Genomic DNA, 17,020 nt, shown 5'->3' with positions numbered 1-17,020 from the left:
GGGCGTAAGGGAGGGCCGCGGACAGACGACCTGTCCGCGGCCCTTCGCGATGCCGATGATGGTTTCTCAACACTTGATGTTGACAATAGAACATCCCCTTGTGAGACTCCCTTCATGACTCTTGTGGATTCGGACAGGCGGTGACCATGACACGTGTCGTCTTCGTCGGTGTCGCCACCGCCGACGTCATCGCGGTGGTCGACCACCACCCCTCGGCCGACGAGCGGATCGTCGCCGACGACCTGGTGCACGCCGGCGGCGGCCCCGCCGCAACCGCCGCGGTGACCGCGGCACGGCTGGGCCTGCGGCCCGAACTGGTCTGCACCGTCGGGGACGACGCCCAGGGCCGTACCGTCGCGGCGGACCTCGCGGCCGAGGGCGTGGACCTGCGCCACCTCCACATCGACCCCGGCGTACGGACGCCCGCCAGCGTCGTGATCTCCAGCCGCCGCGAGACGGCACGCGCCATCTGCACCCTCCCCGTACCCGCGCTGGAGCTCGGGCCCGGGGCGCGCGACGCCGTACGGAACGCCGACTGGGTGCACGCCGACCACCTCGGCTGGCCCGCCGTCGCCGCGCTCCTCGCCGACGTGCCGCCGGAACGGCGCCCCCGGCTCTCCGTCGACGAGGGCAACCCCGTCGCCGGGCCGCTCTGCGACCCCGCCGACGTACAGCTCTACGTGCCGACCCTCGCCCGCCTCACCGCCCGCCACCCCGACGCCGCCGGATCGGAGCCCGCGCTGCTCGCCGCGCCCGGCGCCGAGCAGGTCGTCGCCACCGACGGGGCGCGCGGCGCCCTCGGCCGCGACGCCGGCGGCGCCGTCCACCGCGTCCCCGCCCCGCCCGTCGAGGTGGTCAGCACCCTCGGCGCCGGCGACGTGTTCCACGGCGCGCTGCTCACCGGCGTCGTACGCGGCCTGCCGCTGCCCGAGGCGATGGCGTACGCCGGTGAGGTCGCCGCCCTGTCCTGCCGCGCGGTCGACGGTCGCTCCGCGATCCCCGGCCGCCACGAGGTCACCGCACCGTCCGGTGACGTGAAGGAGTCCGAGTGAATCTCCCCGCCTACGACCTGTCGGCGCTCGCCCGCCCCTCCGGCGCGCTGGCCATGCTCGCCGTCGACCAGCGCGAGGCCATGCGGCTGATGTTCGCCGGCGACGCCGCCCCCGAGCCGGACGGCTCGGTGCCCGCGCGGGTGCTGGAGTCGGTGCCGGACGGGACGCTGACGGCGTTCAAGACGGCGGCGGCCCGCACCCTCACGCCGTACGCCTCCGGGGTGCTGGCCGACCGGCAGTTCTGCCTCGACGCGCTGGTACGGGAGGGGGCCGTGGCCCCCGGCTGCGGGCTGATCGCCGCGGCCGACCGCTTCGTACCGGGGCACGGCGAGGTCGTCACGGACGCGGTGATCGACGAGGACGTGGACCCGCACGCCGTACGCGCACAGGGCGCCGTCGCCATGAAGCTGCTGGTCATCTGGCGCCCGGACGGCTCCCCCGGGCAACGCACGGACATGGTGCGGCGCTTCGTGCGGCGCTGCCGTGACGCCGGGCTGGCGAGCATCATCGAGCCGGTGTCCCGCGCCCCGCGCTCCGGCGCCGCCTGGGACCACACCGCCGGAGTGCTCGCCGCCGCCCGTGAGCTCGGCGACCTGGGCGCCGACCTGTACAAGGGAGAGGTCCCGCTCGGCGGCCGCGGCAGCGACGCGGAGGTACGCGAGCGGTGCGCCGAACTCGGCGCCGCGCTCGCCTCCCCGTGGGTGGTGCTCTCCTCCGGGGTGCCCGCCGACGAGTTCCCGCGCGCCGTACGGCTGGCCTGCGAGGCCGGCGCGTCGGGCTTCCTCGCCGGGCGCGCCGTGTGGCGGGACTGCATAGGGGCACCGGACGCCGGGCGCGCGCTGCGCGACGACGCGGTGCCGCGGCTGCGGCGCCTGGTGGACGTGGTGGACGAGACGGTCGCCGCGAAGGCCGGCTGAACCGCCGTGACATCCGTGACGTCCGTGACCGCCGTGACGTCCGTGCGGACAGCCGTGACGACCGCGACGACCGCGACGACCGCGACGACCGCGACGACCGCGTGGGAACGAAGGAGAGATCGCCGATGAGCACGCCGAACAGCACACCGCACGGCACGCCGTACAGCGCGCCCACCGTCCTGATCGACGGGGCGTGGCACAGCAGGGACGAGCGGCTGGCCGTACACGCCCCGGGCACCGGGGCCCTGGTGGGCCACGTCGGCTTCCCGGACGCCGGCCAGGCCGTACGGGACGCCTCCGCCGCGTGCGACGCGGCCGCCCGCGCGTTCGCCGGCTGGTCGGAGACCACCGCCCGGTACCGGGCCGACATCCTGCTGGAGGCCGCCCGGCTGATCCGGCAGCGGTCCGGCGAACTCGCCCCGCTGCTCGCCGCCGAGGCGGGCAAGCGGCTGCCGGAGGCGCAGGGGGAGATCGCGTTCTCCGCCGAGTACCTGCGCTGGTTCGCCGAGGAGGCGCGGCGTACGGACGGCACCGTGCCGCCGCACGAGGCCGCGGGCCGCCGGCACGTGGTGCTGCGCCGCCCTGCGGGCGTCGTCGCGAGCCTCACCCCGTGGAACTTCCCCTGCTCCATCCAGGCCCGCAAGCTCGCGCCCGCGCTCGCCGCGGGCTGCACCGTGGTGGCGCGGGTCTCGGAGAAGGCGCCGCTGGCCGTGACCGAGCTCATCCGCTGCCTGACGGACGCGGGGCTGCCCGACGGCGTGCTCAACCTGGTGCACGGCCCCGCCGCGCCCGTCACCGAGACCGTCCTGGACCATCCCGCCGTACGCGTCGCCAGCTTCACCGGGTCCACCCCCGTAGGGAAGCTGATCATGGAGCAGTGCGCGCGCCGCGTCGTACGGCCGCTGCTCGAACTCGGCGGCGACGCCCCCTTCGTGGTGCTCGGCGACGCGGACGTCGGTGCCGCGGTGGAGGGCGCGCTGCTCGCCAAGTTCCGCAACACCGGGCAGTCCTGCATCGCCGCCAACCGCTTCCTCGTACACGCGGACGTCTACGACGAGTTCACGGAGGAGTTCGCGCGCCGGGCCGGTGAGCTGACCGTCGGCGACGGCCTCGCCGAACCCTGCCCCGACCTCGGGCCGCTGATGGACCCCGCGCGCGTGGCCGCCGTACGCGGCCTGGTCGACGCGGCGCGCGCCGAGGGCGCCACCCTGCTCACCGCCGAACGGCCGGTGCCCGACGACGGCTGCTTCCTGGCGCCCGCCCTGCTCGCCGACGTACCGCCCACCGCGGCGCTCGCGTCCGCCGAGGTGTTCGGCCCGGCCGCCGCCGTGTTCCGGGTGGCGGACGACGCCGAGGCGCTGCGGCTGGCCAACGCCACCGAGATGGGGCTCGCGGCGTACGTCTACGCACGCGACCTCGGCCGCGCCTGGACCTTCGCCGAACGGCTGGAGGCGGGCGTCGTCGGCGTCAACGAGGCGCTGCCCAGCGTGGCGTTCGCGCCGATGGGCGGCAACAAGCAGTCCGGGCTGGGGCGGGAGGGCGCGGCGGACGGGCTGGCCGAGTTCACCGAGCCGCGGTACCTCTCGCTGGGGCTCTAGCGGTGGGTTCCCTCGTACTGCCGGCACTGGCCGGCGTCGGAGTGCTGGCCGGGGCCGCCACGCAACGGGCCACGGGCCTGGGCTTCGCCCTGGTGGCCGCCCCGTTCCTGGTGCTGGTGCTGGGCGCGAAGACCGGCGTCGGGCTGGCCAACCTGCTGTCCGCCGTGCTGTGCGCGCTCGTACTTCTGCGCACCTGGCGCGCGCTGGACTGGCGGCGGCTGGCCTGGCTGTCCGTACCGGGCCTGGCTGCGGTGCCCGCCGGCGCCGCCGTGGTCGCCGCGCTGCCGGAACCGGTGCTGCTGGTGGGGGTCGGCTCGCTGGCGGTGGCCGCGATGGTGCTCGTGCGGTTCAGCACGCGGGCCACTGCGCTGCGCGGCCGCTCGGGTGCGGTGGCGGCCGGGGCGATGTCCGGCTTCATGAACGTCACCGCCGGGCTCGGCGGGCCGATGATCACCGTGCACGCGCTGGCGGAGGGCTGGGACATGCGCCGGTTCGTCGCGACCGCGCAGGGCTACCTGCTGCTCGTCAACGTCGTCTCCGTCGCCGCCAAGGGCCCGCCCGACATCGGCCCCGCCGGGCTGACGGCCGCGACCGTGCTGGTGCTGGCTGGCGCGGTCGCCGGCGAGTGGCTGGCCGCCCGCGTCGACCCGGCGCTCGTACGGCGGCTCATGATCGCCGTCGCCATCCTGGGCGGGCTGGCCGCCGTCCTGCGCGGCGCCCTGATGTGGTGACCGGCCCAACTCCGGCCCGCCCGGCACCTCCAGCCCGCCCGGCACCTCCAGCCCGTCCGGCGTTTGAGGACGGCCCGGAGCGGCCACGGCCCGGCGCCGGGCCGCACAGCGGCGTGGCCACCACGCAGGCCGGTCGTGGCCGGGGGCCGTCCTCGAACGCCGGACGGGCTTGGTGGGGGCGGAGGCCGTGCCACCATGAGCGCCATGGACGACGAACCCCGTAGCCTCCTCGCGGACAAGACGCCCTTCCCCGACGACCTCGACGCACGACTGCGCGCCCAGTTCACCTTCCTCGTGGAGGTGGACCGGCTGAAGACCGTCCTCCGCCAGTCGCCGCTCGCCGCGGCGGACCGCCGCGAGAACGACGCGGAGCACTCGTGGCACCTGGCGATGATGGTCGCGGTCCTCGCCGAGCACGCCGACGAGCCCGTCGACGTGGGCCACACCGTTCAACTGGTGCTGCTGCACGACCTCGTGGAGATCTACGCGGGCGACACCCCGCTGTACGACGGTGCCGCGGGCCTCGACCAGGAGGAGCGGGGGGCCGCCGCGGCCGACGAGCTGTTCGCGCTGCTCCCGGCGGACCAGACGCGGCGCATGCGGGCGCTCTGGGACGAGTTCGAGGAGCGCCGCACGCCGGAGGCCAGGTTCGCCAAGGCCATGGACCGGCTGCAGCCGCTGCTGCTCAACTGGATGGCGCGCGGCGGCACCTGGCGTACGCCGGGCGTCACCGCGGACGACGTCCGCGCCCGCAAGGCGCTCATCGGGGACGCGTCCGGCCCGCTGTGGGCGGCCGCGCGGCGCCTCATCGACGAGGGCGAGGCACGGGGCTGGTCGAGGAGCGCCGCGCCCGGAGACTGACGGGCCGCGGCGGACGTACGGACACGGACGACGGTGGTCTCCCGGCTGCGGGCCGGGAGACCACCGTCATGGGGGGCTGCGCCAGGGTCGGCGCGGTTACACGTGCAGGCTGACCTCCGGTGCGTCCGCCTCCTCCACCTGCGGCTTGGAGTTGCGTACGAGCAGCGCCAGCAGGCCCGCGACGACCGCCAGCCCGGCGGACACGGTGAACACCATGTGCATGCCGTCGACGAACGTCTGGTGCGCGACCCGGGTCACGGAGTCGACGAACTCGTTGGCCTGGTCGGCCCGCATGCCGCCCGCGGTCAGGTCCTCCGCGATGGCGTCCTGCGCCGAGGGCGGGAAGCCCAGGGCGACGCTCTCGTGGACGCCGTGGTTCTCGGCGACCACGTCGACCGCGGAGGCGGCCTGGCCGGCGGACTCCTCGCGCAGCTCGTCGGGGAACTTGGAGCTCACCGACGAGGCCAGCAGACTGCCGAAGACGGCGATGCCGAGCGTGCCGCCGAGCTGCTGCATGGACTGCTGCATGCCGGAGGCGACACCCGCCTTCTCCACCGGGGCGTTGCCGACGATGGCTTGGATGGCGGCCACCATCATGAAGCCCGCGCCGAAGCCCGAGAGCACCAGCGGCGGTGCGAGCTCCCAGCCGGAGGTGTCGACCTCCATCGGGCGGAACAGCATCAGGGCCGCGAAGAGCAGCGCCGCGCCGAGCACGAGGGTGCCCTTGACGCCGAGTTTCCCGGTCGCCCAGCCCGCCAGCGGCGAGGCGACGGTGAACACGGCGGTCAGCGGCAGCAGGGCGACCGAGGCCATCACGGCGCTCTTCCCCTGCACACCCTGGAGGTAGAACATCAGGTAGAAGACGATCGCGAAGAACGCCAGCATCGTCACGATCATCAGCAGCAGACCGACCGAGACCGAGCGGTCCTTGAACAGGCTGAGCTCGATCATGGGCTTCCGGCTCTTGGCCTCGATCAGGACGAACACGCCGAGCAGCACGACGCCGAGCGCGACGAAGCCGAGGGTCTTGCCGGAGGCCCAGCCGTCGTCCTGGGCGCCGGTGATGCCCCACACCGCGCTGACCATCGCCGCGGTGAGGGTGACCGCACCGGGGATGTCGAGCGGGTCGGACCCGCGCTGCGCGGACTCCTTGATGACGGTCAGGCCGACGAGCACGCCGATGATGCCGAACGGCAGGTTGATGTAGAAGACCCAGGGCCAGCTCGCGTACTCCACGAGCACGCCGCCGAGCATCGGCCCGCCGGCCATCGCGATGGCGGTGACCGCCCCGAAGATGCCGAGCGCGGCGGGGAGTTTGGCCGGCGGGAAGGACGCCTTCAGCACCGCGAGCCCGGCGGGCCCGAGCAGCGAGGCGAAGACCGCCTGCACGACGCGGGCGGCGATCAGCATCTCGATGTTGCCGGCCATCCCGCACAGCAGTGAGGCCAGCGAGAAGCCGCCGACCCCGATGAGGAACGCCTTCTTGCGGCCGATCTTGTCGGCGATCGTGCCGGCCGGAATGAGCAGACCCGACAGAACGAGCAGATATCCGGTGGTGACCCACTGGATCTGGCCGGGAGTGGCCTCGAGATCAGTCGCGATCATGGGGTTGGCGGCGGCCACGACGGTGCCGTCGATCTGGACCACCATGATTCCCAGTGCCACGGCCACCAGGCTGAGCCACGCGCCTACGGGAGCCTTCGCTTTCTCCGAATCCGCGGCGTTGGGTGGGGGGTCGGAATTTTCCAACGTCGAGTCACTCATCACAATCTCCTTGGATAACCTGCGGGGTCGAGTGGCCGGTGGCGTCAAGTGGCGAAGGTCCGGCACCGTGGGCCTGGTGTCGCAGCCCCGGACACCGTCCGTATGGGAGGTGTCCGGGGCTGCCACGCGGCCCGGCTCGTAGCCGAGCCGCGCGCGACCCTGCGGATGAACGACGGGGGGCGATCATCCGCTGGGCCGTGGCTCGACCCACGGCGCCATGATGGCACAACGATGGCTCCACCGGAAGTCGGATCCGGCCAAGCTCACCGCCAGATCCGGCGGCGCCGTTCGCGGAGCCGGAAACGCCGCAGGTCAAACGCGGCGCGCAGCTCTCACGGCAGTGCGGAGCGGCGGACGACGATGTCGCCGGAGACGGAGCGCGCCCGTACGCGTACGGCATCGGCGGCGGCTCCGGCGGTCGCCTGGAACGTGTCGAGGGAGCGGTAGACGGTGCCGCGCTCGGAGGTGGCGTCGAGATGGGACGGCGCGCCCTCCGCGATGCCGATGTCGACCTCGCCGGAGGCGGTGTCCACCAGGACGGGCCCGCGTACGGCCTCCTGGATGCGGATGTCGCCGCGGCCGGTTCGCGCCTCGACGGCGGCGTGCGCGCGGCCCACCGAGACCGGCCCGTCGGACGCCTGCACGCAGAGCTCCCCGGTGATCTCGCCGATCCAGGTGCTCCCCCTGGTCCGCCTGACCACGGCGTCGCCGTCGATCTCGCGTACGCACAGCTCGCCGGAGTGCGCGGCGATGTCGACCGGGCCCCGGGCGCGTTCCACCGTGACATCGCCGAAGTCCGCGGTGAGCCGGAGAGCGTCGGTGCTGTCGAGCCGTATGTGCCCGTAGTCGCTGGTGAGGCGGCAGTCGCCGAGCCGGCCCTCGCACCGGAAGTCGGCCGCCGCCGCGTGCCCGTGCAGGCTCGACCCGGCGGGCAGCTCGATGACCGCGGTCACCGCGCCGCCGGTGCCGATGGAGCCGCTGGGGCGGGGCGACATGACGAGCAGCCGGCCGTGCGCGTACTCGACGCGGGTGCGTTCGGCGGTGGTCACGTCCCGGGGGTCGCACGGGTCGCTGGGATGCACGCCGACGTGGGTGTGGTCGCGCTCGCCGGCGATGATCCAGGCGTCGCCGAGGCCGATCTCCAGCACGGCACGGATCGGGGCGGGCGTGTCGAAGATGTGCATGGCGCGGGTCTCCTGGGGTGTCCTGCCGACAGGGGCGTCATGGCGCGGCGGCGTACCGCCCGCCCGGGCGCCGGTCGGCGGATCGGAGCCAGGGCTCGGTCCGGCGGAGGCATGGATGTCGTGGAGACCGGTCGTGACGGCACAAGCGAGAGGCGGCATAACGCCACTGTGGCGCTACTGTGACGCCATAACAAGGTGACAACCGGCCTACGCTGGCGCACTGGAGGCTGATCCCAGCCCTTCCGGTCGCCCCCGCGCCCCCTTTCGCGCCGGTTCCCGCGCATGCGCCGTCGGTTTTCGGCCGCCGCCTCACGCGATTTCCCGGCGCGGCCCGAACTTCTCGCCCAGCGGTCCGGCCCCGGATACCATCGGAGAACCGCCGCCGACCCTGCACATCTCTTTTCGGGGCGACTTCTGCAGCTTTCCGACGGAGAATCTGGAGTTGCTTGTGAGTACAAATCCATTCGACGACGAGAACGGCCGCTTCTTCGTGCTCGTGAACGAGGAGGAGCAGCACTCGCTGTGGCCCGCCTTCGCCGATGTACCCGCCGGCTGGGACGTCGCCTTCGGCGAGGGCAGCCGGCAGGAGTGCCTGGACTACGTCGAGGCCCACTGGACCGACCTGCGGCCCAGGAGCCTGCGTGAGGCCATGGCCGCGGCGGCCGCGGGCTGACGCCCGCACGCGCAGACGAGCGGGGCCGGTACTGGTGGCAGTACCGGCCCCGTTCGTGTGTCTCCGGTGTGTCATCCGACCCCGACCGGGCGGCGCAGGACGATCGACTCGGCGATCTCACCGCTGCGTACGGCGATGTTCGACAGCAGCGACGAGGTCAGCCCGTGCGTGTGCTCGGTGCCGCCCTGGAGGTAGATGCCGCACCGCAGTTCGGGGGTGGTGGTGATGCGGTAGTCGCGCTCCATGCGGTAGCGGCCGGCGTCGTCCCGCAGGCAGTGCCGGTCGAGCTCTCCCAGCAGGCCCGTCGGCTCCATGCCGTCGTAGCCCGTGGCGCAGACCAGCGCGTCGACGTCGAGTTCGCTCGGCCGCCCGCCGACGTGCGAGTGCAGCGAGATACGAGTCTCGGCGCCCTCCCGCTTCACGCCGCTCACCCGCGTCAGGTTGAGGAACCGCAGCCGTGACGTGCCCCGCACCTGCTCGTCGTAGGAGCGGCGGTACAGCGCGCGGATCACGTCGTCGTCGACCACCGAGTAGTTGGTGTTCTGGTGGTAGCGCCAGAACGCCTCGCGGGTCTGGTCGGTGCCGAAGTAGTAGTCGTCGACGGCCTCGGAGTCGAAGACCTGGTTGGCGAACGGGGTGTCGTCGGCGATGGAGTAGCCGTACGAGGGGACGATCGCGTGCACGTCGGCGTGCGGCAGCTCGTCGTACAGGAACCGGGTGATCTCCGCGGCGCTCTGGCCGGCGCCGACCACCGCGACGCTGCGCAGCTCGCCGGGGTCCATGCGGCGGTACCGGTCGAGGAACTCCGAGCTGTGCCAGACCCGTTCGTCGCGCGCGACGCCGGACGGCATGTGCGGCACCAGGCCGGTGGAGATCACCACGTTGCGGGCGCGGAGCTGGGTCACGTCGCCGAGCGCGTCCCGTACGTCGAGCAGCAGGTGCTCGGTGGGGCCGGTGCCGTCGCCGGGCGCCTCGCGTACCGAGACGACCTCGGAGCCGTACGAGACGTCGTCCGCGAAGCGTGCCGCGGCCCACTCCAGGTACTGGTGGAACTCGTGCCTGGTCGGGAAGAAGTCCTGGTTGTTGACGAACTGCGGCAGCCGTCCCGAGGAGTGCAGAAACGAGACGAAGCTGAAGTCGGACGTCGGGTTCCGGAACGTCGCGAGGTCCTTGAGGAAGGACACCTGCATCGTCGTCGACGGCAGCAGCATGTTGCGATGCCATCCGAAGGCCGGTTGTCGTTCGAAGAATGCGGCGCTGACCCCCTCACCGGACGCGCCGCGCGCCGTTGTGCGGTCAGGGTGTTCTCGGAGCGCGATGGCGAGCGACAGGTTGGAGGGACCGAACCCTATACCGGCGACGTCATACGTCTCGGATCCACGAGTTACCATAGAGAATTCTCCCGCTGGCGTAGCTGTGATCTCACTTTGCTGTGACTCTGGGAATCGGCTCGGAGATTCGAGGGCGCGCCTTCCGGCGGTGCTGCTCTCGCACGGCGGCGGATAAAACTCCGTCCGGACAACGTAGACCGCCTTATCGATCGGTTCAAGAGCTGGCGGGCCCGCCGCCGAATTCCGGCGGGCCGCCGGAAAGAAGCCTTGCACCGAGGGCCGCGGGCGCCGAATCATGTCCCGGCGACAGGACATCAAGTCGCTACCCGTGGAAAGGACTTGAGCAGCCATGTTCGTCCCTGACCAGTACCGTGAACCGGACACCGCGTGGATGGTCGACATTATCCGGCGCTTTCCGCTGGCGACGTTCGTCACCAACGGAACTGCCGCGGCCGGCCCGTTCGCGACGCATTTGCCCGTCATCCCCGATCCGGCGATGACACACGATTGGACCGAGAACCTGGCGGGTGCCACGCTGCTCGGCCACATGAACAGAAAGAACCGGCACTGGAGCGCACTGGAATCCGGCAGTGTGATTCTCGCGACGTTTACGGGACCGCACGCCTACGTGTCCCCGACGGTGTACGCGAAATCGCCTGCGGCACCGACGTGGAATTTCACGTCGGTGCATGTGCACGGAGTGGCCGAGAAGATCGATTCACTGGAGGAGACGCTGGAGGTGGTACGCGCCACCGTGCGCGCCTACGAGCGGGACCACGGCACCGACTGGGACATGTCCGAATCGGTGGACTATTTCCGCTCGATGGTGCCCGGCGTCGGCGCGTTCCGCATCCGGGTCACCGGGGCCGAGGGCATGTTCAAGCTCAGCCAGGAGCAGGCGCCCGAGGTACGCGACCGGGTGCGGCGCTCGTTCGCGGAGCGGCCGTGCGGCAGGCACCGTGAGACCGCGCAGCTGATGGAGCGGCTGCCCTGACCGGCGGCGGGCCCGCCTTCGCGCGGGCCCGCCGGCCGGCCGCTACGGGCTCACCGGTGCGACCGCGGTGGCCAGTTCGGCGATGGTCTGCCGGCGGAAGACGTCCTTGGCCGAAATCGACAGGCCCGCCTTCCGCGCCCGCGCGACCACCTTGACGCCCAGGATGGAGTCGCCGCCGAGCTGGTAGAAGTTGTCGTTCACGCCGACCCGCTCGACCCCCAGCACCTCGGCCCAGATCGCGGCCAGCGCGCGCTCCGCGTCCGTACGCGGCTCCGCACCGGCGCCGTCCGTCGTGCCGCCGCTCTCCGGCACCGGCAGCGCGGCGCGGTCGACCTTGCCGCTCGGCGTCAGCGGGAACTCCGTGAGCACGACCACGGCGGCCGGCACCATGAAGTCCGGCAGCCGCTCCCCGACGAAGCCGCACAGCCCGTCCGGGTCCGGGCGGCGCCCGTCGTGCGGCCGTACGTAGCCGAGCAGCCGCTTGTGCCCGCCCTCCGCGGCCGACGCCACCACCATCGCGGCGTCGACGTCCGGGTGCTGCTGGAGGACCCGTTCGATCTCGCTGGGCTCGACGCGGTAGCCGCGGATCTTCACCTGATGGTCGGCCCGCCCCACGTACACCAGCGTGCCGTCGCCGGTCCAGCGCACGAGGTCGCCGGTGCGGTACATGCGGTCGTCCGGGCCGCCCCGGCCGTACGGGTTGCCCAGGAAGCGTTCGGCGGTCAGCTCCGGCCGGTCGATGTAGCCGCGTGCCACGCCGGGCCCGGCGACGAAGAGTTCGCCGGTCACGCCGGTCGGCACCGGGTTCAGCCGCTCGTCCAGCACGTGCACCGTGGTGTTGGCGACGGGCCGCCCGATGGGCACCGGACGGTGCTCATCGGCCTCCCGTACGAGGTGCCAGGTGGCGAACGTGGTGGTCTCGGACGGCCCGTACATGTGCACCAGCCGCTCCGGTGGCGCCGCGTCCAGCACCTGGGCGACCCGCAGGGAGTTGACGGCCTCGCCGCCGAACAGCATGGTGCGCAGCGAGCCGAAGGCGCGCGGGTTCTCGGCGACGACCTGGTTGAACAGCGCCGTGGTCAGGAAGAGCGTGGTGAAGCCCTGCTCGTCGAGCAGCGCGACGAGCGCCGCGGGGTCGAGCAGCGTGTGCTTGTCGATGACGACGAGCCGCGCACCGGCGGTCAGCGGCGCCCAGATCTCGAAGGCCGCCGCGTCGAAGGTCACGTCGGCGCCCTGCCCGGAGACGTCGTCCTCGCGCAGGGTGAGGTAGTCGGCGTCGCGCAGCAGCCGTACGAACGCGCGGTGCGTGACGACGGTGCCCTTCGGGGTGCCCGTGGAGCCGGAGGTGTAGATGACGTACGCGCCGGCGTCCGAGGTGACCTCGACGCCGGGCGGTCCGGCGGGCAGCGCCGCGACGTCCGTCTCCCGCTCGTCGAGGCACACCAGGGTGACGCCTTCCTCGGGGAGGCTGCCGAGCAGCCCGCTCTCGGTGAGGCAGAGCACCGCGCCGGTGTCGCGGATCATGAACTCCAGCCGGTCGGCCGGGTAGTCGGTGTCCAGCAGCAGGTACGCGCAGCCGGCGCGCAGCACGCCCAGCAGCGCGGCGAACAGGCCGGGCCCGCGCGGCAGGCACACCGCGACGAACGAGCCGGGCCGTACGCCCTCGGCCGCCAGCAGCCGGGCGAGCCGGTTGGCGTGCGCGTCGAGTTCGCCGTACGTCATGGCGGCGTCGCCGTGTACGACGGCCACGGCGCCGGGCCGCCGGCGCGCGTGCTCGGCGACGAGTTCGTGCATGCACGTGCCGTCGGGGTACGGGGACCGGTTGACGCCCCAGTCCGTCATCAGTACGCGGCGCTCCTCCTCGTCCAGCAGCGGCAGTTCGCCGACGGCGCGGCCGGGCCCGGCGACGGCGGCGCGCAGCAGCACGACCAGGTTGCGGCCGAGCCGCTCGATGCCGGCGGCGTCGAACAGGTCGCTGTCGTACGCGAGGGAGCACGCCACGTCGCCTGGCGCCGTCTCGGTGAACTCGGCGCACAGCTCCGCACCGCCCGGCACGTACGGGGGCGCGGCCGGGTGCCAGGCCAGCCCGCCGTCGCGGACGGGCGTCCCGTGCGCCTCGTACAGCACGACGGAGGTGGCGATCAGCGGGTCGCGGCCGTCCTCGCCGCGGCCGCCGAGGGCGTCGGCCAGTCGCCCGTACGGCACGTCCTGGTGCGCGAGGGCGTCCCGTACGGTGTCGCCGTTGCGCGCGAGCTGCTCGCGGAACGGGGTATCGCCGCCGACGGTGCCGCGCAGCACCACGGGGTTGGCGAACGGGCCGACCGGCGCGGCGGGTTCGGGGCCGCCGCGGGCGTCGGCGACGGTGCCCACGGTGAGGTCCTGCTGTCCGGTGTAGCGCGCGAACAGCACCTGGCACACCGTGAACAGGCCGGTGAAGAGGGTGCCGCCGTGCTCGCCTGCCAGCGCCGCGAGATCCCGTACGGCGTCACCGGGGAGCGCGAACTCGTGCCGCGCCCCCGCCCTGTCCCCCGTACCGTCGCCGCTGTCCGTGCCGCCCGCGAGGCGCGGCCGGTCGGTGGGCAGCCGCAGTGGGGACGCGCCGTCGAGCCGCTCCTGCCAGTGGTCGAGCTGGCGGGCCAGCTCCGCGTCGGTCAGCCGCTTGCGCTGCCGGGCGGCGAACTCGGCGTGGCGCAGCGGGAGTTCCGGCAGCCGGTACTGGCGTCCCTCCCGCGCCGCCGCGTACAGCTCGCCCAGCTCGCGGGTGAGCACGCCGTGCGAGCCCCGGTCCGCGACCAGCGCGGGCGTGATCAGGGCCAGTACGTGCTCGGTGGCGCTGAGCCGGAGCAGCCGTGCGCGCAGCACCGGGCCGGCCGCCAGGTCGAACGGTCTGCGCGCGGCCTCCCGCAGCAGCGTCTCCACCCGCTGGGCGCGGTCGGCGGCGGGCAGCGGCTCCAGGTCGGTGTACTCGGGCTCGACGGCGGCGGGCGGCGGCCCCGCCGTCTGCCGCGGCCGGCCCTCCACCGCGCCGAACGTGGTGCGCAGCGGCTCGTGCCGGCCCGTCAGCCAGGCGAGCGCCTGGGCCAGCGCGCGCTGCCGCAGCGTTCCGCGCAGCCGCCACACGAACACCGTGGTGCGGTCGGACGAGCCGGGGTCGAGCTGGTCCAGGAACCACATGCGCTCCTGCACCGGGGAGAGCGCGCCGGCGTCTCTCGTCCCGTCGGTCATCTGCCTGTTCCCTTCGCGTCCGTCGGCGTCACGGTGCGTCCGCGCGCTGGTCCTGCTGGTCCTGGGGGCCCCGCTGTTGCCGGGGTTCCTGCTGCTCCTGCTGCTCCATCAGGTCGAGCAGCTCCGGGGTGACGAACTCGTCGATCGGGCAGACCCCGGAGAGCGTCGAGAAGTACCGGTCGGTGAGTTCGGGGCTGGTCGCGACGGCCCGCAGCATCTCCCTCTCGTGCGGACGCGGGTCCAGCCGTGCGGTCTTGAGGGTGCTGCGGTAGTCGGGCAGCAGGACCTCGGACCGCTCGGCGGCGAACCGCTCCAGCGCCGCGTCCAGCCGCGCCGGATCGCGCAGGGCGTCGCCCAGTCCGCCGATACGGTCGGTGAGCAGCTGCGCCTGGATGAACGCGTCCGTGATGCCGCGCGCGGTGATCGAGTCCTTGTGGTGCCCGGCGTCACCGATCAGCGCCCAGCCGGGCCCGGCCGCCGTACGGAAGAAGTTGCGCTGGTCGCCGGTGCCGTAGAGGCGTTCGAGCTGGCGGCCGCCGGCCATCTCCTCACGGAGGTCGGGCGCCGTACGGGCGACGTTGTCGAGCAGCGCCGCCAGCGCGTCCCCGCGGATCGCGGCGAACCGCTCCTGCGGGAAGTAGCCGGCCACCAGCGTCGCCCCGTCGTTCGTGGGGACCGTGCCGACCCAGCCGCCGGGCCGCTCGTACAGCCGGAACTGGGGCGGCAGGTCGGACCAGTAGCTGTAGTACGCGCAGGACACCGTGGGGTCCTCGATCTCGGTCGCGGCCCCGGCCTCGGCGGCCACCGTCGAGCGCATGCCGTCGGCGCCGATGACGAGAGGCGCGTACTCGACGGCGGCGCCGCGCGCGGCGGAGCCGAGGCGTACGCCGATGACGCGGCCGTCGTCGTCGTGCACGAGGCCCTGCATCGAGCAGCTCTCGCGGAACTCGGCGCCGGCCGCCACGGCGGACTCCACCAGGATGGCGTCCAGCAGCCGGCGCCTCGGTCCGTACGCGGCACGCAGCCCGTCGCCGGCCGGCCACGAGCAGCCCTCCAGCCGGATGTCGCCGAGGGTGAACCGCGCCTTGTCGATGGGCGGACAGCCCGTGCCCACCACCTGGGGCAGCACGCCCCAGCGGTCGAGGAGGGCGACGCCGGGCTGGTGGATGTACAGCGTCGAGAGCGTGTCCTTGGGGAACCGGGCCCTGTCGACCAGCAGCACCCGGTAGCCGGCACGCGCGAGCAGCATCGCGGCCGGGGAGCCGGCGCAGCGGGCACCGACCACTATCACGTCGTACACGAGGACTCCTTGTCGTGCGCCGGCCGAGGCCGGACCGGACCACCGGACTGAGGGGGTGAGCGAGCCAAAGGGCGCGCCGGTGTCGAAAGCGATGAGACCAAGCGAGGAACGAGCGCAGAGTCGAGGAGCGTCGACACCGGGTACAAGCGCCCGGAGGCGAGCGAACATGAAAAGCGGCGTCAGTCCACTCGCAGCGGGAGCCTGGACGTGGCGATCACGTGCGGGAGCTCCCAGAACACCGGCGCGCTGTCGGGGTCCGTACGCAGCTTCGGGAAGCGCTCCAGCAGGATGTTCAGCCCCAGCCGGCCCTCCAGCCGTGCCAGCGGCGCGCCGAGGCAGAAGTGGATGCCGCGGCCGAACGCCAGGTGCGGGTTGGGGTCGCGGGTGGGGTCGAAGCGGTGCGGGTCGGGGAACTGGCCGGGGTCGCGGTTGGCCGCGCCCAGCCACAGCGCGACGAGCTGGTCCGCGCCCACCTCCACACCGCCGAGCTGCGTGGCGGCGGTCGTCACGCGGTACGAGGCGGCGATGGGGCTCATGAACCGCAGCGCTTCCTCCACCACCGCGGCGGCCGTCTCGGGGTGTTCGCGTACGCGGGCGAGCTCCTCGGGGTGGCTGTCGAGGCACAGCACGGTGTTGCCGAGCAGCGCGCTGGTGGTGGCGTGGCCGACGACGAGGAGTTCGTTGGCGAAGTTCACCACGGCGGCGTCGCTGAGGCGCTTGCCGTCGACCTCGGAGGCGATGAGCGCCGACAGCAGGTCCTCGCGGGGCTTGCGGCGCCGTTCGGCGACGTGCTCGTGCAGGTACTCGAGCATCTCGGGCACGTGCCGCATCGCGGCCTGCGAGTCGGGCTCCTCGGCGTCGGCGGACTGCTCGTCGGAGGCCAGCGCGGTGGCGCTGTCGGTCATGCGGTCGACCCAGCCGCGGAACAGTTCGCGGTCGCTGCTGGGCACGCCGAGCAGTTCGGCGATGACGATGACGGGCATCGGGTACGTCAGCTCGGCCACCAGGTCGAGCCCGCCCCGGCCGTCCACGTCGGCCGCGTCGAGGATCTCGCGGGTGATGGACTCGATCCGGGGTTCGAGGCCGGTGACCATCTTGGCGGTGAAGGAGCGGCTGATGAGCTTCCGCAGCTTGGTGTGCTCCGGCGGGTCGGCCTGGAGCAGGGTGCCTTCGTTGAAGGAGTCGTCGGTCTCGGTGTCTCCGAGGAAGAAGCGCGTCACGTCGGACGAGTACGTCTTCGGGTCGGCGAAGACGGCGAGGTTCTCGGCGTATCCGTAGACGTTGAGCACGCCGTTCTCGTCGGTCTCGACGGGCTTCTCGGGCTGGCGGTCGCGCATCCAGAAGTGTTCCGGACGCAGGTCCCAGCGTTCAGCGAGCGTCACCATGGCTG

13 protein-coding genes are annotated in these 17,020 nt (G+C 73.0%); 7 read left to right on the top strand and 6 right to left on the bottom strand.

Annotated elements, in window-relative coordinates; translation table 11 throughout:
• The first annotated feature begins 146 nt into the window (after positions 1-146).
• From DVA86_RS13360 to DVA86_RS13340, 5 genes are all read left to right on the top strand, one after another.
• Entirely contained in the window at positions 147-1,052 is a 906-nt protein-coding gene (locus DVA86_RS13360) for a PfkB family carbohydrate kinase (RefSeq protein ID WP_208878392.1), read from the top strand.
• Entirely contained in the window at positions 1,049-1,969 is a 921-nt protein-coding gene (locus DVA86_RS13355) for a hypothetical protein (protein ID WP_281279285.1), read from the top strand. Before DVA86_RS13360 ends, DVA86_RS13355 begins: the two co-directional genes overlap by 4 nt.
• Positions 1,970-2,094: 125 nt before the next feature.
• Positions 2,095-3,567: an NAD-dependent succinate-semialdehyde dehydrogenase gene (locus DVA86_RS13350; RefSeq protein WP_208878391.1), complete on the top strand. Its 1,473-nt coding sequence runs from the start codon at positions 2,095-2,097 to the stop codon at positions 3,565-3,567.
• 2 nt (positions 3,568-3,569) lie between these two features.
• Positions 3,570-4,298 carry a sulfite exporter TauE/SafE family protein gene (locus tag DVA86_RS13345; RefSeq protein WP_208878390.1) on the top strand — a complete coding sequence of 243 codons (729 nt, stop codon included), beginning with the start codon at positions 3,570-3,572 and terminating at the stop codon, positions 4,296-4,298.
• A 204-nt stretch (positions 4,299-4,502) separates the two neighbouring features.
• Complete coding sequence (locus tag DVA86_RS13340) at positions 4,503-5,159, top strand: HD domain-containing protein (RefSeq protein WP_208878388.1); 657 nt, start codon at positions 4,503-4,505, stop codon at positions 5,157-5,159.
• 96 nt (positions 5,160-5,255) lie between these two features.
• Here the strand turns inward: DVA86_RS13340 and DVA86_RS13335 are convergent, their stop codons facing one another.
• Entirely contained in the window at positions 5,256-6,824 is a 1,569-nt protein-coding gene (locus tag DVA86_RS13335; RefSeq protein ID WP_222623317.1) for an MFS transporter, read from the bottom strand.
• A gap of 431 nt (positions 6,825-7,255) precedes the next feature.
• Positions 7,256-8,107 carry a DUF4097 family beta strand repeat-containing protein gene (locus DVA86_RS13330; RefSeq protein ID WP_208878385.1) on the bottom strand — a complete coding sequence of 284 codons (852 nt, stop codon included), beginning with the start codon at positions 8,105-8,107 and terminating at the stop codon, positions 7,256-7,258.
• 448 nt (positions 8,108-8,555) lie between these two features.
• Here DVA86_RS13330 and DVA86_RS13325 point away from each other — a divergent pair, with 448 nt between their 5' ends.
• Entirely contained in the window at positions 8,556-8,780 is a 225-nt protein-coding gene (locus DVA86_RS13325; RefSeq protein WP_208878384.1) for an MbtH family protein, read from the top strand.
• A 71-nt stretch (positions 8,781-8,851) separates the two neighbouring features.
• On the opposite strand, the gene DVA86_RS13320 is transcribed toward DVA86_RS13325, so the two are convergent.
• Positions 8,852-10,171 carry a lysine N(6)-hydroxylase/L-ornithine N(5)-oxygenase family protein gene (locus DVA86_RS13320; protein ID WP_208878383.1) on the bottom strand — a complete coding sequence of 440 codons (1,320 nt, stop codon included), beginning with the start codon at positions 10,169-10,171 and terminating at the stop codon, positions 8,852-8,854.
• 289 nt (positions 10,172-10,460) lie between these two features.
• Here DVA86_RS13320 and DVA86_RS13315 point away from each other — a divergent pair, with 289 nt between their 5' ends.
• Entirely contained in the window at positions 10,461-11,105 is a 645-nt protein-coding gene (locus DVA86_RS13315) for an FMN-binding negative transcriptional regulator (protein WP_208878382.1), read from the top strand.
• A 42-nt stretch (positions 11,106-11,147) separates the two neighbouring features.
• Here the strand turns inward: DVA86_RS13315 and DVA86_RS13310 are convergent, their stop codons facing one another.
• The 3 genes from DVA86_RS13310 to DVA86_RS13300 form a co-directional block, all read right to left on the bottom strand.
• On the bottom strand, positions 11,148-14,330 hold the full coding sequence (locus DVA86_RS13310; RefSeq protein WP_208878380.1) for a non-ribosomal peptide synthetase: 3,183 nt from the start codon (positions 14,328-14,330) through the stop codon (positions 11,148-11,150).
• 28 nt (positions 14,331-14,358) lie between these two features.
• A complete protein-coding gene (locus DVA86_RS13305; protein WP_208878379.1) occupies positions 14,359-15,630 on the bottom strand; it encodes an NAD(P)/FAD-dependent oxidoreductase in 1,272 nt (423 codons plus the stop codon).
• A gap of 179 nt (positions 15,631-15,809) precedes the next feature.
• Entirely contained in the window at positions 15,810-17,015 is a 1,206-nt protein-coding gene (locus DVA86_RS13300; RefSeq protein WP_208878378.1) for a cytochrome P450, read from the bottom strand.
• Positions 17,016-17,020: the final 5 nt, after the last annotated feature.

This window comes from Streptomyces armeniacus (assembly GCF_003355155.1).
Classification (GTDB): Bacteria; Actinomycetota; Actinomycetes; order Streptomycetales; family Streptomycetaceae; genus Streptomyces; species Streptomyces armeniacus.
Note: the sequence above shows the minus strand (reverse complement) of the source record. Positions and strands in the feature narration are given on the sequence as shown.

Coding starts and splice junctions, on each gene's coding strand:
- DVA86_RS13310 (WP_208878380.1), bottom strand. CDS start 14,330: ATGACCGACGGGACGAGAGACGCCGGCGCGCTCTCCCCGGTGCAGGAG.
- DVA86_RS13340 (WP_208878388.1), top strand. CDS start 4,503: ATGGACGACGAACCCCGTAGCCTCCTCGCGGACAAGACGCCCTTCCCC.
- DVA86_RS13360 (WP_208878392.1), top strand. CDS start 147: ATGACACGTGTCGTCTTCGTCGGTGTCGCCACCGCCGACGTCATCGCG.
- DVA86_RS13320 (WP_208878383.1), bottom strand. CDS start 10,171: ATGGTAACTCGTGGATCCGAGACGTATGACGTCGCCGGTATAGGGTTC.
- DVA86_RS13330 (WP_208878385.1), bottom strand. CDS start 8,107: ATGCACATCTTCGACACGCCCGCCCCGATCCGTGCCGTGCTGGAGATC.
- DVA86_RS13300 (WP_208878378.1), bottom strand. CDS start 17,015: ATGGTGACGCTCGCTGAACGCTGGGACCTGCGTCCGGAACACTTCTGG.
- DVA86_RS13315 (WP_208878382.1), top strand. CDS start 10,461: ATGTTCGTCCCTGACCAGTACCGTGAACCGGACACCGCGTGGATGGTC.
- DVA86_RS13350 (WP_208878391.1), top strand. CDS start 2,095: ATGAGCACGCCGAACAGCACACCGCACGGCACGCCGTACAGCGCGCCC.